Source organism: Kineococcus anabasis (genome assembly GCF_054590795.1).
Genome location: NZ_BAAIHU010000002.1, coordinates 176,341 through 191,210 on the forward strand (window position 1 = coordinate 176,341; position 14,870 = coordinate 191,210).

Annotated in this window: 13 protein-coding genes and 1 riboswitch; of the genes, 6 read left to right on the plus strand and 7 right to left on the minus strand. The window is 75.4% G+C overall.

The genetic code is table 11. The features are described 5' to 3' along the window. Positions 1-85: 85 nt before the first annotated feature. Positions 86-1,120 (plus strand): glycosyltransferase family 4 protein, encoded by a 1,035-nt coding sequence (locus ACYQBY_RS04350; RefSeq protein WP_459642603.1) that lies wholly within the window; start codon positions 86-88, stop codon positions 1,118-1,120. Beyond that, positions 1,117-2,301, plus strand: a complete 1,185-nt coding sequence (locus tag ACYQBY_RS04355; protein WP_459642604.1) for a glycosyltransferase — start codon at positions 1,117-1,119, stop codon at positions 2,299-2,301. Before ACYQBY_RS04350 ends, ACYQBY_RS04355 begins: the two co-directional genes overlap by 4 nt. On the opposite strand, the gene ACYQBY_RS04360 is transcribed toward ACYQBY_RS04355, so the two are convergent. Further along, positions 2,282-3,394: a glycosyltransferase family 4 protein gene (locus tag ACYQBY_RS04360; RefSeq protein WP_459642605.1), complete on the minus strand. Its 1,113-nt coding sequence runs from the start codon at positions 3,392-3,394 to the stop codon at positions 2,282-2,284. The genes ACYQBY_RS04355 and ACYQBY_RS04360 overlap by 20 nt on opposite strands. A 55-nt stretch (positions 3,395-3,449) precedes the next feature. Then, complete coding sequence (locus tag ACYQBY_RS04365; RefSeq protein WP_459642606.1) at positions 3,450-4,088, minus strand: dTDP-4-dehydrorhamnose 3,5-epimerase family protein; 639 nt, start codon at positions 4,086-4,088, stop codon at positions 3,450-3,452. A 134-nt stretch (positions 4,089-4,222) separates the two neighbouring features. Here ACYQBY_RS04365 and rfbD point away from each other — a divergent pair, with 134 nt between their 5' ends. Next, positions 4,223-5,083: a dTDP-4-dehydrorhamnose reductase gene (gene rfbD, locus ACYQBY_RS04370; RefSeq protein WP_459642607.1), complete on the plus strand. Its 861-nt coding sequence runs from the start codon at positions 4,223-4,225 to the stop codon at positions 5,081-5,083. A gap of 84 nt (positions 5,084-5,167) precedes the next feature. Here rfbD and rfbA read toward each other — a convergent pair whose 3' ends face one another. After that, positions 5,168-6,040, minus strand: a complete 873-nt coding sequence (rfbA, locus tag ACYQBY_RS04375; protein WP_459642608.1) for a glucose-1-phosphate thymidylyltransferase RfbA — start codon at positions 6,038-6,040, stop codon at positions 5,168-5,170. A gap of 62 nt (positions 6,041-6,102) precedes the next feature. Between rfbA and rfbB the strand changes: the two genes are divergently transcribed. Then, positions 6,103-7,086, plus strand: a complete 984-nt coding sequence (gene rfbB, locus ACYQBY_RS04380) for a dTDP-glucose 4,6-dehydratase (RefSeq protein ID WP_459642609.1) — start codon at positions 6,103-6,105, stop codon at positions 7,084-7,086. A gap of 307 nt (positions 7,087-7,393) precedes the next feature. Here the strand turns inward: rfbB and ACYQBY_RS04385 are convergent, their stop codons facing one another. Together ACYQBY_RS04385 and ACYQBY_RS04390 are read right to left on the minus strand one after the other, a co-directional pair. Further along, the gene (locus ACYQBY_RS04385; protein ID WP_459642610.1) at positions 7,394-8,335 is read right to left on the minus strand and encodes a glycosyltransferase; all 942 of its coding nucleotides are present in this window, start codon (positions 8,333-8,335) and stop codon (positions 7,394-7,396) included. Positions 8,336-8,460: 125 nt separating this feature from the next. Continuing rightward, the gene (locus ACYQBY_RS04390; protein WP_459642611.1) at positions 8,461-10,161 is read right to left on the minus strand and encodes a dolichyl-phosphate-mannose--protein mannosyltransferase; all 1,701 of its coding nucleotides are present in this window, start codon (positions 10,159-10,161) and stop codon (positions 8,461-8,463) included. Positions 10,162-10,303: 142 nt separating this feature from the next. On the opposite strand from ACYQBY_RS04390, the gene rsmI reads away from it, so the two are divergent. Next, positions 10,304-11,182 (plus strand): 16S rRNA (cytidine(1402)-2'-O)-methyltransferase, encoded by an 879-nt coding sequence (gene rsmI / locus ACYQBY_RS04395; protein ID WP_459642612.1) that lies wholly within the window; start codon positions 10,304-10,306, stop codon positions 11,180-11,182. A gap of 148 nt (positions 11,183-11,330) precedes the next feature. Here the strand turns inward: rsmI and ACYQBY_RS04400 are convergent, their stop codons facing one another. Further along, positions 11,331-12,983 carry a solute symporter family protein gene (locus ACYQBY_RS04400; RefSeq protein WP_459642613.1) on the minus strand — a complete coding sequence of 551 codons (1,653 nt, stop codon included), beginning with the start codon at positions 12,981-12,983 and terminating at the stop codon, positions 11,331-11,333. Continuing rightward, a complete protein-coding gene (locus ACYQBY_RS04405) occupies positions 12,983-13,345 on the minus strand; it encodes a DUF485 domain-containing protein (RefSeq protein WP_459643109.1) in 363 nt (120 codons plus the stop codon). Before ACYQBY_RS04405 ends, ACYQBY_RS04400 begins: the two co-directional genes overlap by 1 nt. 328 nt (positions 13,346-13,673) lie before the next feature. Beyond that, positions 13,674-13,768, plus strand: a riboswitch (SAM riboswitch). A gap of 54 nt (positions 13,769-13,822) precedes the next feature. On the opposite strand from ACYQBY_RS04405, the gene ACYQBY_RS04410 reads away from it, so the two are divergent. Continuing rightward, positions 13,823-14,869: a methylenetetrahydrofolate reductase gene (locus ACYQBY_RS04410; protein ID WP_459642614.1), complete on the plus strand. Its 1,047-nt coding sequence runs from the start codon at positions 13,823-13,825 to the stop codon at positions 14,867-14,869. The last annotated feature ends 1 nt before the right edge of the window (position 14,870 follow it).

Below are 14,870 nucleotides of genomic sequence, written 5' to 3' on the forward strand. Positions count from 1 at the left end.
AGGGCGCAGGCCCCGGCACCGGTCGCGGCTGGGTGATCGTGCGGCGACTTGACGTGACGGCTGAGCGCCCGTCAGGGTGACGCCCGTGATCTCCGTGGACGTGGCGGTGGCCTCGTCCCACACCGCCGGCTGGGCCGGGCGGCACGCCGCGGGGCTCGTTCCCGACCGCATGCCCTACGGCCTGGACCACCTCGCCGGCGCCGGGGTGGAGCCGCACCTGCTGCCCTGCCCGGCGCCGGGGCTGCCCGGCCGGGTCGCCGCGCGCCTGCTCGGCGGGGTGCGGGTCGCCGTCCCCGGCGGGGCCGGGCGCGGTGCGGGCCGGCCGCTGCTGACGTGGGACGAGCGGCTCGGCATCCCGGCCCTGGCCCGGGGCGGGCGCCCGGTCGTCACCGGCACCGTGTGGGCCACCGACGCCGACGCCCCCGCCGTGACCCGGGCGCTGGCCCGCCGCTACCTGCCGCGGGCGCACCGGGTGTTCGTGAACTCCTCCGCCCAGCTGGAGGTGCTGCAGCGCTGGGGCGCGGGGCGCCTGCCCCCGGTGTTCGTGCCGCTGGGCGTGGACCCGGTGTTCTGGCGGCAGGCACCGCCGCAGGCCCGCGTCCCGGGCGCGGTCGTGTCCGTCGGCAACGACCGGCACCGCGACTTCGGGGTGCTGGAGGCCGCCTGGCCCCGCATCCGCGCCGGGTGCCCGGCGGCCACGCTGACCCTCGCCACCCGCCGCGAGGTGCGGGCCGGGGAGGGGAGCCGCGTCGTCGACGTCGACCACGTGCGGCTGCGGGAGGAGGTGTACGCCCGCGCGGACGTGGCCGTGGTGCCCGTGGGCCACAACATCCACGCCTCGGGGCTGACGGCGACGCTGGAGGCGATGTCCTCGGGCCTGCCCGTCGTGGTGAGCGACAACCCGGGCATGGCCGACTACGTGGAGCACGGCCGCACGGGCTTCCTGGTGCGCCCGGGGGACCCGCAGGCGCTGGCCGCGCAGGTGCTGGAGCTGCTGGCGGAGCCGGCAGCGGCGCGGGCGGTGGGCGCGGCGGCGGCGGAGGCGGTGCGCTCGCGCTTCACGAGCGCGCACACCGCCGCGCGGCTGGCGGAGCTGCTGCGCGAGGCGGCGGGCCGGTGAGCGGCGGGCCCCGCACCCGGGGCGCCCGCCCGCTCGTGGCGGTGCTGGCGAGCACGGCGTACGAGGGTCACCAGCTGTACGAGCAGCGCCTGGCGCGGGAGCTGGCGCGCGACTGCGACGTCGTCTACGTGCAGCCCCCGACGGCGCTGTGGACGCGCTCGGGGGGTCTGGCCTCCCGCCCCGTCGCCCGGCCGGAGCCGTCGGTGCGGGTCGTCACGCCGTGGGTGGCCCCGGGTGCCCGCCGCCGCGGCCTGCACCGGCTGAACACGGCGGCCTCGGCGCTGGCGCTGCTGCGGGCGGCGGCGCGCGCGGGGCGGCGGCCGGTGGCGGTGGTGTCCGCGCAGGACGTGGACGCGGTGCTGGGGGCGGTGGCACGGCGCCTGGGCGCGCGGCTGGTGGTGCTGGTGAAGGACGACTACTCCGCCGGCGCGGACCTCATCTCCGTGCCCGCCGAGCGGCTGCGCGCGGCGCGGGAGCGGACGCTGCGGCAGGTGGACGACGTGGTGGTGGTCTCCCCGCGCCTGCGGGAGCTGTGCGCGCGGTGGGGCCACCGCGCGCACCTGGTGCCGCCGGGCGCGGAGCCGCTCCCCGCGGCCGCGCCGCCCGCCGCGGCCGGTGCGGGCCCGCGGCCGGCGGTGTTCATCGGCATGGTCTCCGACCGCATCGACCTGGGCTGGCTGCGGGCGTTCGCCGGGACGGGCCGCCCGCTGGTGCTGGTGGGCCGGCGGCAGCCGACGTTCACCCACGACCGGGAGTGGGCGGAGCTGCTGGCGCTGCCGGGGGTGACGTGGACGGGCCCGCTGCCGCGCGAGGAGGTGGCGCGGCACCTGGCCTCGGCGTCGGTGGGCCTCATGCCGTACGTGCTGAGCGACTTCAACCAGGCCAGCTTCCCGCTGAAGCTGCTGGAGTACGTGGCGGCGGGGCTGCCGGTGGTGTCGAGCCGGCTGTCGGCGGTGGAGTGGCTCGACGCGCCCGGGGTGTCGGTCGTGGACTCGGTGGACGGCTTCGCGGCGCACGCGGCGGCGCTGGTGGACGCCGGTGGCGCCGACCCGGAGCTGGCCGGGCGGATGCGGGGGTGGATCGGCGCGCACACGTGGGCCGAGCGCGGCCGGGTGTGGCGGCAGGTGCTGGGCATCGGCGCCGGGGACCGCGCGGAGGCGGTCAGCGCCGCTCCGGGCTGAGCTCCCCGCCCACCCCGTGGCGGGCCCGGTCGCGCAGGTCCAGCACCGTGCGCGCGGGCCGGCCGTGCGCACGGCCGAGCTCCTCCCCGTACAGGGCGAGCAGCGCGCGGACGTGGTCGTCGTGGTCGAACCGCTCGCGCTGCAGGCGCCGCAGCCGCTCGCCGAGGCGGGCGCGCAGGCCGGCGTCGGCGCACACCCGCCGCAGCGCCGCGGCGCAGGCCCCGGCGTCCCCGGCCGCGAAGAGGGGGGCGTCGGGCAGCAGGCCGACGGTCTCCAGGTGGCCGGGGGCGGTGCTGGCCACGACGGGCAGGGCGCGGGCCATGGCCTCCAGCACGGACAGCCCGAGGGGCTCCACCCGCGCGGAGGCGAGGAACACGTCGGCGGCGTCCATGAGGTCGTGCACGTCGGCCCGCCACCCCAGCAGCTCCACGGAGCCGGCGATGCCGAGGTCGGCGACGAGACCGGCCACGAGCTGCGCCTGGGGGCCGTCGCCGGCCACCCGCAGCCGCCAGCCCTGCTCCCCGAGGCCGCAGCGGGCCCAGGCGTGCAGGGCGGTGGCGGTGTCCTTGGCGTGGTGCAGGCGCTGGGCGAGCAGCACGGTGGGCGGGCCGGGCGGCCGGGGCGCGGTGCGCGCGGGCAGGCTGCGCACGCCGTTGCGCAGGACGGTCGCGGGGCGGGGCATGCCCGCGGCGATCGCGGAGCTGACCGCGACGAAGCGGTGGGTGCTGCGGCTGAGGAGGCGCTCCTGCGCCCGCTGGGCGGCGGTGCGCGCGGGGATGTGGTCCAGGTGCTGGGTGGCGAAGCGCCGGGCGCGGTTGGCGGGTGCGGCCAGGGCGGCGACGCGCTCGGAGCGCAGCAGGTGCGCGTGCACGACGTCCTGCCTGCCGAGGCGCACGAGCGCCGGGAGGGCCTGCCGGCCGTGGGTGCCCTCGACGCGGCGCACGGCGGGGTCCAGGAGGGACGCCACCACCTCGGGGGCGCCGCCGACGACGGTGACGTCGTGGCCGAGGGCCGCCTGCCCGTTGGCCACCTCGACCACGTAGCGCTCGGTGCCGTGGAAGAGGGGGGACACGACCAGGTGCGTGATGCGCATCGGGGCTCCGGTGGTCGGGTTCGCGGCGGGGGGCGCCGGGCGGGCTGCCGCCGGGTCAGGAGGCCTGGTGGCGGCCGGGGGCGCGGAAGCTGCGCCGGTACGCCAGGCACGCCTGGTACGACGGCAGCAGGCCGCTGTCGAGCGCGCGGGCCAGGGAGGGGGCGGCCGCGTCCTTGGGGGACAGCAACGGCTCCAGCGGCCGGCCGTCGCGGCCGGTGGTGGGCCAGTCGATGCCGAGGTCGGGGTCGAGGGGGTGGATGCCGTGCTCGCGCTGCGGGGCGTACCCCTCGGAGCACAGGTACACGACGGTGGACCCCTCGGCGAGGGACATGAACGCGTGGCCGAGACCCTCGGACAGGTACACGGCGTGGCGGCCCACGTCGTCGAGGAGGACGGTCTCCCAGCGGCCGAACGTGGGGGAGCCGACCCGCAGGTCGACGACGGCGTCGAGCACGGCGCCGCTCACGCAGGTGACGTACTTGGCCTGCCCGGGCGGGACGTCCGCGAAGTGCACGCCGCGCAGGACCCCCGCGGCGGAGACCGAGCAGTTGGCCTGCCGCAGGGACAGCGAGTGCCCGGCGGCGGCGGTGAAGTCGGGTTCGCGGAACCACTCGAGGAACGTGCCGCGGTCGTCGCCGAACTGCTGTGGCACGACCTCGAAGGCGCCTTCGATCGTCAGTTCGTGCGTCTCCACGCGTGTGTCTCCCTCGTCAGCGGCGAGTGCAGTCGTCCCGGCGGGGTGTGTTGCAGAGCGTAGCGAACACCCTGCCGAAATGTATGCAGCCGGTCACCGTAAGCTTTCGCGCGTCGAGCGGGAGGAGTTCATCGGTGCGCTGGACCGTCACCGGGGCGAGCGGGATGCTCGGCGCCGACCTCGTCGCGGAACTGACCCGCCGCGGCGCCGAGGTCGACGCCCTCGGCCGCGCGGACCTCGACGTCACCTCACCGCAGGAGTGCGCCCAGCGGCTCTCGGGTGCGCACGTGGTGGTGAACTGCGCCGCGCACACGGCGGTCGACGCCGCGGAGAGCGAGGAGGCGGCGGCGTTCGCCGTGAACGCCCTCGGCGCCGCGAACGTCGCGCGGGCCTGCGCGGCGACGGGCGCGCGCCTGGTGCACCTGTCCACCGACTACGTCGTCGGGGGGGACGTGCCGGCCGGCGACGGCGAGCCCGCCCCGTACCCGGCCGACGTGCCCGTGGCACCGCGCAGCGCCTACGGCCGCACCAAGGCGGCGGGGGAGTGGGCGGTGCGGGCCTCGGGTGCCGACGCCCTCGTGGTGCGCACCGCGTGGCTGTACGGCGCGCGGGGCCCGTGCTTCCCGCGCACCATCGCCCGGCTGGGGGCGGAGCGGGAGCGGCTGAGCGTCGTGGCGGACCAGGTGGGCCAGCCGACGTGGACGGTGGACGTGGTGCGGCTGCTGCTCGACCTCGTCGGGGCGGGCGCGCCGGCGGGGACGTACCACGCGACCTCCTCGGGCCGCTGCTCCTGGTACGAGTTCGCCGGCGAGGTGCTCGCCGCGGCGGGTTCGGCGGCGCGCGTGGAGCCGGTGACGAGCGCGGAGTTCGTGCGTCCCGCGCCGCGCCCGGCGTTCTCCGTGCTGGACCACGCGACGGTGCGCGCCGCCGGCGTGCAGCCGATCGGGCACTGGCGCGAGCGCTGGCACGAGGCGGCGCCGCTCGTGCTGGGGTGAGCCCGGGAAGCCCCTCCGCCGCAACCGCTCCGCCGTGGCCCCTCCGCCGTGGCCCCTCCGCCGTGGCCCCTCCGCCGTGGCCGCTCAGCCGCGGCCGCGCTCGAGGAGCTCCAGCAGGTAGGCGCCGTAGCCGCTCTTGGCCAGCTCCGCCGCGCGGGCGCGCAACGCCTCGTCGTCGAGCCAGCCCTGACGCCACGCCACCTCCTCGGGGCAGCCGATCTTCAGTCCCTGCCGCGCCTCCAGGGTGCTGACGTAGTTGCCCGCCGCGAGCATCTGGTCGAAGGTGCCGGTGTCCAGCCACGCCGTGCCGCGCGGCAGCACCTCCACGTGCAGCCTGCCCTGCTCCAGGTACGTCCGGTTGACGTCGGTGATCTCCAGCTCGCCGCGCGCCGACGGGGTGAGCCCGCGGGCGATGTCGACGACGGCGTTGTCGTAGAAGTACAGCCCGGGCACGGCGTAGTTGCTGCGCGGTGCGGAGGGCTTCTCCTCCAGGGACAGCGCGCGCCCGGAGGGGTCGAACTCGACGACGCCGTAGTCACCGGGGTTGCTCACCCAGTAGGCGAAGACGGCGCCGCCGTCCAGGTCGCGGAACCGTGCGAGCTGGGTGCCGAGGCCGGGGCCGTAGAAGATGTTGTCGCCCAGCACCAGTGCGACGGAGTCGCCGCCGATGAAGTCCGCGCCGAGCAGGAACGCCTGCGCCAGGCCCTCCGGCGCCGGCTGCTGCGTGTAGCTGAGGGACATGCCGAACGCGGAGCCGTCCCCGAGCAGGCGCTGGAACTGCGGCGCGTCGTGGGGGGTGGTGATGACGAGGACGTCGCGGATGCCGGCGAGCATCAGCGTGGACAGCGGGTAGTAGACCATCGGCTTGTCGTAGACGGGGACCAGCTGCTTGCTGGTGCCGCGGGTGATGGGGTGCAGTCGCGTGCCGGAACCTCCGGCGAGGATGATCCCGCGCATGGTCGCAGTATGCCGCCCGCTCGTGCGCGGACCGTAGCGGCCGTGCCGTAGGGTGCGGCGCCATGGACGTCCTGGTGACCGGCGGAGCGGGTTTCATCGGCAGTTGCTACGTCCGCACGGCCCTGTCCGGGGGCTACCCGGGGTTCGACCCGGACCGGGTGGTGGTGCTGGACAAGCTGACCTACGCGGGCAACCGGGAGAACCTGGCGCCCGTGGCGGCCGATGCGCGCCTGGAGTTCGTCCAGGGCGACATCTGCGACGCCGCGCTGGTCTCGGACCTCCTCGCGGGCGTGGACGCGGTGGTGCACTTCGCGGCGGAGAGCCACGTGGACCGCTCGATCCTCGGGGCGTCGGAGTTCGTGCGCACCAACGTCCTGGGCACCCAGACGCTGCTCGACGCGGCGCTGCGGCACGGCGTGGAGCGGTTCGTGCACGTCTCCACCGACGAGGTCTACGGCTCGATCGGGTCGGGTTCGTGGGCGGAGGACCACCCGCTGGAGCCGAACAGCCCGTACTCGGCGAGCAAGGCGTCCAGCGACCTCGTCGCCCGCTCCTACTTCCGCACCCACGGGGTGCCGGTGTGCGTGACGCGCTGCTCGAACAACTACGGGCCCTACCAGTTCCCGGAGAAGGTCATCCCCCTGTTCGTGACGAGCCTCATGCGCGGGGGCACCGTCCCGCTGTACGGGGACGGGCTGAACGTGCGGGACTGGCTGCACGTGGAGGACCACTGCCGCGGCATCCAGCTCGTCCTGGAGGGCGGGCGGCCGGGGGAGGTCTACAACATCGGCGGCGGCACGGAGCTGACGAACCGGGAGCTGACGGAGCGCATCCTGGCGGCGTTCGGGGTGGGCTGGGAGCGGGTGCGGCAGGTCGAGGACCGCAAGGGGCACGACCGGCGCTACTCGGTGGACATCACGAAGATCCGCACGGAGCTGGGCTACGAGCCGGCGCGCTCCTTCGAGGAGGGCTTGGCGGAGACCGTCCGCTGGTACCGGGAGAACGAGTCCTGGTGGGCGCCGCTGCGGGAGCACGCGGGCGTCTGACCCGGCGCCCCCCGAGCCCGCCCATCTCCGGGTTCGGGCGCACCTGAGCCACCCCGAGCCCGCCCATCTCCGGGTATGGGCGGACCTGAGCCACCCCCAGCCCGCCCATCTCCGGGTTCGGGCGCACCCGAGTCACCCCTTGCCCGCCCATCTCCGGGTATGGGCGCACCCGAGCCACCCCCAGCCCGCCCATCTCCGGGTATGGGCGGACCTGAGCCACCCCTTGCCCGCCCGAACCCGGAGATGGGCGGGCGGAGCCGAGCCGAGGGCGGAGCCGCCGTGGCCCGGCGGCCCGTCCGGCGCGTCCTCAGAGCCGCAGGGGCTCGGTCTGCGCGGCGAGGTCGACGGTGCTGGCGGCGGCCAGCTCCAGGTCGCGCAGGTCGACGGCGCCGGCCTCGCGCACGATGGCCAGGCGCCGCTCGGCGAGCATCGTGGCGATCTGCTCCTGGTGGTCGTCGACGTGCTCGTGGAACTCGGCGCGCCGGGGCACGAGGATGGGCAGCTTCCCGGCCTGCAGGGCCTCCAGCGCGGCGCCGGTGCCGGCGTGGGCGATGACGACGTCGGCCTCCCGCATGGCGGCGGCCATCTCCACGGCGGGCACGGCCCTGCGGGGGTCGCGCACGGGCAGCCCGGTGACGTCGGTGGTGCCGGTCTGCCACAGGACCTCCGCGCCGGTGGCCGCGAGCAGCGGGGCGAGGTGCTCCACGAGCCGGCGGAACCCGAAGGTGCGGGAGGTGCCGAGCGTGACGACGATCCGGGACACCGGCCGGGGCCCGGTGCCGGTGCGGGCCTGCCAGCCGTCGAAGACGGAGCCGGCGTACTTCCAGCGCCGCGAGGCCCAGGCGGGGTTCTGCGTGTAGAGCTCGATGCCGGGGATGGTGGCGAGCAGCCGCCCGCTGAGGGAGGGGCCCTGGGTGCGGGTGGCGCTCTCGATGTAGTAGGCGGGGGTGCCGCGCAGGCGGGCCTGGGGCAGCGTGGAGACGGCGAGGCTGGAGCCGGTGCTGACGACGGCCGAGACGTCGCCGCTGCGGAAGAGCGAGGAGGTGAGGACGGCGTTGCCGAGCGCGGCGCGCAGGTCCCGCGTGGGCGCGGGCCTGACCCACAGGACGTCCTCGTCGGCGAGGAGCGACTCGGTCTGGGGGGTCGGGACCGTGACCCACTTGAACGGCTCGGTGAGCGGCAGGCGGCGCGCGAGGGTTCGCAGCTGCATGAGGTGGCCCCCGTCGTTGGCGACGAGCAGAGCGGTCATGAGGCTTTCCGTCCGTTCGAGGTCACCCGTGAGGAGTAGCTCCGGATCGGGCCGTAGCCTAACGGCAGCGGCGAGTGAGTGTCACCCGACGTGTGTTACATCTGCGCATAGAGTGACAGGTCCTGTCACACCCAGCTCGGCAGCCACATCCGCGCGCGCCACGAGTCGTACGGGATGACCTCGGCCGTGTACACCGGCCAGAAGAACGCGAAGCACGCCACGCACGCCACGACCACCGTGCCCGCCACCACCGCGCCCCACTGCCGCCGCCACCTCGCGGCCCCCGGGTCCCCGCCGGCCACCCCGTCGGCAGCGTCGCCGGCAGCGCCGCCGGCCGCCCCGCCCGCCGGGTCGGGGGCCCGCCGCGGGTCCGGGCCCAGCAGCATCCCGAGCACGAACACCACGGCCAGCACCACCCACGGCGTGAGCACCACCGCGTAGAACGTGAAGATCGTCCGGTGCTGGTACTGGAACCACGGCAGGTACCCCGCGGCGAAGCCGGCCAGCACCGCTCCCGCCCGCCAGTCCCGCCGCAGCGCCCACACCGCCACCAGCGCCACGACGGCCAGCGTCGCCGACCACCACAGCACCGGCGTGCCCAGCGACGTGATCGCCCGCGAGCACTGCGCCACCTCGCAGCCGTACTCGCCCAGCGCCGGGTCCTCGTAGAAGAACGACGTCGGCCGCCCCTGCACCAGCCACGACCAGGGGTTGGCCATGTAGGGGTGCGGCGAGCTGAGCCCGATGTGGAACGTGTACGCGTCCTGGTGGTACCTCCACAGGCTCCGCAGCGCGTCCGGCACCAGTCCGGCGGCGCCCGTCGCGGGGTTCTGCGCCGCCCACTGCCGCTGGTAGCCGTCGTCGCTGGCGAACCAGCCCGCCCACGTCGCCGTGTACGTCAGCACGGCCACCGGCACCAGCGAGACGAACGCCGGCACGCCGTCGCGCAGGGCCGCCGCGGGCAGCCAGGCCCGCAGGCCCACCGCCCGCCGGGCCCCGGCGTCCCACAGCACCGTCATCAGGCCGAAGACGGCCAGGAAGTACAGCCCCGACCACTTCACCCCGCACGCCAGCCCCAGGCTCACCCCGGCGGCCAGCCGCCACGGCCGCAGCCCCAGCCCGGGCCCGGCCCACGCGAGCCGCCCCGCCGCCCGCCCGCCCGCCGGCAGGGCGCCCACCCGCTCCGCCAGCCGTGCGCGCGCGGCGTCCCGGTCGACGAGCAGGCAGGCGAAGGCCACGAGCACCCAGAACATCAGGAAGACGTCGAGCAGGCTGGTGCGGCTGAGGACGAAGTGCAGCCCGTCCGTGGCCAGCAGCACCGCCGCCGTCACCCCCAGCAGCGTCGAGCGGAACAGCCGCCGCGCCACCCGGCCCAGGACGAGGATCGACAGCGTCCCGACGACCGCCGCCGAGAGCCGCCAGCCCGTGGAGCTGTCGATCCCCAGCAGCCACTCCCCGGCCGCGATCATCCACTTGCCCACCGGGGGGTGGACCACGAAGTCGGCGGTCTCCCCGAAGACGTCCGGGGTGCCCGCCGTGAACAGCTCGTCCGGTTTCTCGATGCCGGGGTCGTTGCGCAGCTCGTAGCCCCGCAGCAGCATCGACCAGCCCTGCTTGACGTAGTACGTCTCGTCGAACACGAGCTGGTGGGGGGTGCCGAGCCTCCAGAACCGCAGCAGCCCGCCGATGGCCGTGACGACCAGCAGCGGCAGCCACGCGCGCCGCCACGACTCCCCGTCGATCTCCGAGGGGCCGCCCAGCAGGCGCCTGCGCAGCTCCTGGCTGCCGGGCCCGCCCCGGGGCGCCACCGGTGCTGCGGTGCTCACGGGCGGCCCAGGGGTCCGCGGTGCTGCGTCACCTCGCCATCGTAGGAGGGGCCGCCCGCGCGCCCCCGGCACGCGTGGCCGCGCGCACCCACCCACCCGCCGCGCGCGCCCGACCACCGGCGGCGGGTGGGAGGATCGCGCCGTGGGAAGCGGAGCGGGTGAGCGCCCCGGTGGGCGCCTGGTGCTGGCGGCGACCCCGATCGGCAACGTCCTGGACGCCTCACCGCGCCTGGCGCGCCTGCTCGCGGACGCCGACGTGGTCGCCGCGGAGGACACCCGGCGGCTGCGGCGGCTGTGCGCGGAGCTGGGCGTGGAGCCGGCCGGGCGGGTGCTGAGCTACCACGAGCACAACGAGTCCACCCGCACCCCTGAGCTGCTGGAGGCCGTCGCCGCCGGTGCCGTCGTGGCGCTCGTCACCGATGCGGGCATGCCCTCGGTCTCGGACCCCGGCTACCGCCTGACGGTGGCCTGCGCCGGGGCCGGCCTGCCGGTGAGCGTGGTCCCCGGTCCCTCGGCGGTCCTGGCCGCCCTCGCCGTCTCGGGTCTGCCCGTGGACCGGTTCGCCTTCGAGGGCTTCTGCCCGCGCAAACCCGGGGAGCGGGCCCGGGCGCTGGCGGCCCTGGCGCACGAGCAGCGCACGCTGGTGTTCTTCGAGGCGCCGCACCGCACCGCCGCGACCCTGGAGGCGATGGCGGCGGCGTTCGGCCCCGGGCGTCCCGCGGCGGTGTGCCGGGAGCTGACGAAGACCTACGAGGAGGTCGTCCGGCTGCCGCTGGGGGAGCTGGCCGCGTGGGCCGCCGCGGGGGAGGTGCGGGGGGAGGTGTGCCTGGTGGTCGGCCCGGCGCCCACCGCGCCCGAGGACGTGGGCGTGGACGTGCTCGTGGCCCGGGTGCTGGACCTCGTCGCCGCCGGTGAGCGGCTGAAGGACGCGGCCGCGGCGGTGGCGGAGGGCACCACGGTCGCCAAGCGGGAGCTGTACGACGCCGCCGCGCGGGCGCGCCGCCCCGCCCCCCGGTCCTGAGCCGGTCCCGAGCCGGTCCCGAGCCGGTCCTGCCCCGGTCCCGAGCCGGTCCGCACCTGCTCCGGCCCCGCTCCTGGTACCCGCCCACGCGACGGGGCCCCCGGCGGCTCGTGCCGCCGGGGGCCCCGTCGTGCTCAGGGGGTGGTGCTCAGTGGGAGACGGCCTTCTCCGCGCCGGCACCGGTGAGGGAGCGCACCTCCATCTCGGCGGCGCGCACCTCCGCCCCGCGCTCCTTGCTGGTGACCGAGCCCAGCCAGCCGAGGAAGAAGCCCAGCGGGATGCTGATGATGCCGGGGTTGTCCAGCGGGAACCAGGAGAAGTCGATGCCCGTGTCGCGGATCATCGACAGGCTCGCGCCGGTCTGCGGGTCCACCTTGCCGGAGACGACCGGCGAGAAGATGATCAGCCCGATGCAGCTGATGAGACCGCCGTAGATGCTCCACAGGGCGCCACGGGTGGTGAAGCGCGGCCAGAAGAGCGAGTAGATGATCGTGGGCAGGTTCGCGCTCGCGGCGACCGCGAAGGCCAGCGCCACGAGGAAGGCGATGTTCTGGCCGTTGGCGAAGATGCCGCCGACGATCGAGATGGCGCCGATGACGACCACGCTGAGCCGCGCCACCCGCACCTCCGCGTCCGGGCTCACCTGGCCGCGCTTGATGACGCTGGCGTAGATGTCGTGGGCGAAGGAGGCGCTGGCGGTGATGGCCAGGCCGGCGACCACGGCGAGGATCGTCGCGAAGGCGACGGCCGCGATGATGCCGAGCAGGATCTCCCCGCCGAGCTGGTAGGCCAGCAGCGGCGCCGCCGAGTTCGCCTTGCCGGGCGCGGCGAGGATCGTCGTCTTGCCCACCAGGGCGCCGGCGCCGTAGCCCAGGACCAGGGTGAACAGGTAGAAGAAGCCGATGATCCAGATCGCCCAGACGACGCTCTTGCGGGCCTCGCGGGAGGTGGGGACCGTGTAGAAGCGCATGAGGACGTGCGGCAGGCCGGCGGTGCCGAACACCAGGGCCATCGACAGCGAGATGAAGTTGAGCTTCGTCAGGCCGCTCGCGCCGTACTGGGCGCCCGGCCCGAGCAGCGCCTCACCGGCGTTGCCCTCCTTGGCCACGGCCGCACCGAGCAGCTCGGAAAGGTTGAAGCCGTACAGCGCGAGCACCCAGATCGTCATCACGCCGGCGCCCACGACGAGCAGGATCGCCTTGATGATCTGGACCCAGGTGGTGCCCTTCATGCCGCCGATGAGCACGTAGGCGATCATCAGCGCGCCGACGACGGTGATGACGACGTTCTGCCCGGCGGTGCTGGTGATGCCCAGCAGCAGGGCGACGAGGCCGCCCGCGCCGGCCATCTGCGCCAGCAGGTAGAAGAAGCAGACGATGAGCGTGGAGCACGCCGCCGCCATGCGCACCGGGCGCTCCTGCAGGCGGAAGCTCAGCACGTCCGCCATCGTGAAGCGGCCCGTGTTGCGCAGCAGCTCCGCGACGAGCAGGAGCGCGACCAGCCAGGCCACCAGGAAGCCGATGGAGTACAGGAAGCCGTCGTAGCCGTAGATGGCGATGGCCCCGGCGATGCCGAGGAAGCTGGCGGCCGAGAGGTAGTCACCGGCGATGGCGGTGCCGTTCTGGCCGCCGGTGAAGGAGCGGCCGCCGGCGTAGAAGTCGGCGGCGCTGCGATTGTTGCGGCTGGCCTTGATGACGATGGCCATCGTCACCGCGACGAAGACGCCGAAGATGGCGATGTTGACGACCGGGTTGCCGATGTCCGTGGTGGGTGCGGCGGCCGTCGCGAGGGCGGTGAGCATCAGTGTCCTCCTGCCTGGTGGCCGGGAGCGTCCGGCCCCTCGATGCGCTCGCGCAGGCTCGTCGCGTGCGGGTCGAAGTCCTTGTTGGCCCAGCGCACGTAGGCGGTGGTGATCGCGAAGGTCGTGACGAACTGCCCGAGCCCGAACAGCAGGCCGATCGTGATGTTCCCCAGCACCTTGGTCCCCATGAAGCCCGGCGCGTAGGCGGCCAGGAGCACGTAGGTGAAGTACCAGACGAGGAAGAACGCCGCGGCGGGGAAGACGAAACGCCGGAAGCGGCTGCGCAGCGCGGCGAACTCCGGGCTGTCCTGAACGTTCTGGTAGGGGGTGCGGCCCCCGGTTGCCGGTGCGTCCCCGTGCAGGGCACCGGTCGCAGCCCTGCTGCCGTGCGGGTCCGGTTCCCCGGTCGCCGGCGTGCTGCCGTACGTACTCATGCAGACCTCCTCGTCCGCTCGCCGGCCGCGTGGTGCCGCGGTCGCGGTTCTGTGGCTGGCACACCCTAGCCACGCGATCCCCGCCGCACGCCGCTTCCGGAAAGTTGCGGCGTGGCGTGTCGCGCGGTGCTGACGGCACCCTCGCCGTCCCACCAGGCTAGGCGGTGGACGGGCGGGAACGCGGGGGAGAACCCCCGGCGCTGCGCCGGGCGGGGGACGGATTTGGACGACCTCCGCGGCGGCGGCTACTCTGCGGGCACCATCCAGAGCGGCCGAGAGTCCTGGCTCGTCGACGCCGCAGCAACCCCCCGGACATCGGGTGCAGGGTGCTACCGCCAGGTGCGATGGAGTTGAGATGCGCTGTACCCGCCCCACCGTCACCGCGCCCTGTCCGGGAGCCCTCACGTGAGCATCGCGCGCCTGCTGGCCCCTGGGTCCCGCCCCACGGTGTCCTTCGAGCTCTTCCCGCCGCGCACGCCGGCCTCGCGGGAGTCCGTGCTGGAGACGGTCGACGTCCTGGCCGGTGCGGGCGCGGACTTCTTCTCCGTGACCTACGGCGCCTCCGGTTCCACCCGCGAGACCAGCCGCGACCTCGTGGCCCACATCCTCTCCGCCACCCCGGTGCCCGTGGTGGCGCACCTGACGTGCGTGGGGGCCTCCCGCGCCGAGGTCATCGAGACCGTCACCCGCTACCTCGACGTCGGCGTGCGCAGCTTCCTCGCGGTGCGCGGGGACCCCCCGGCGGGGGAGCCGGACTGGTGCCCGCACCCGGACGGCCTCGCCCGCGCCTGCGACCTCGTCGAGCTGCTGCAGGTCGTCGACCGCTGCCACCGCGCCCGCCGCGGGGTCCTGGCGCCGGTCGACGAGGAGCCGCTGAGCGTGGCGGTCGCGGCGTTCCCCGCGGCCCGGCAGGCCGGCTCCGACGCCTGCGACGTCGACGTGCTGCTCGCCAAGCAGCGTGCGGGCGCCGACTTCGCGATCACCCAGGTGTTCTACGAGGCGGACGACTACACCCGCCTCGTGGAGCGGGCGCGCGCCGCCGGGGTCACCATCCCCCTGGTGCCGGGCGTCATCCCGATGACCGACCCCGCCCGGCTGCTGCGCCTGCAGCAGCTGACGGGGGTGCCCGTGCCGCGCGCGCTGCTGGCGCGGCTGGAGCAGGCGGCCGCCGGGGGCCGCGCCGCCGTCCACGCCGAGGGGATCCGGGCCAGCGTCGAGCTGGTGCGGCGCGTCCTCGACGCGGGGGCGCCCGGCCTGCACGTGTACACGTTCAACAAGCACCACGCCGCACTTGACCTGCTCGAGGGCGTACACCTCGACGGCGGGGCCCCGACGGCTCCCGACCTGGCCAGCGGGCCGTGGGTCACGGCTCCTCACCACGACACGCTGCGCCCGGCGCAGCAGGACACCGCGTCCGACCTGGCGAGCGCCAGGCCGGACGGGAGGGGATGAC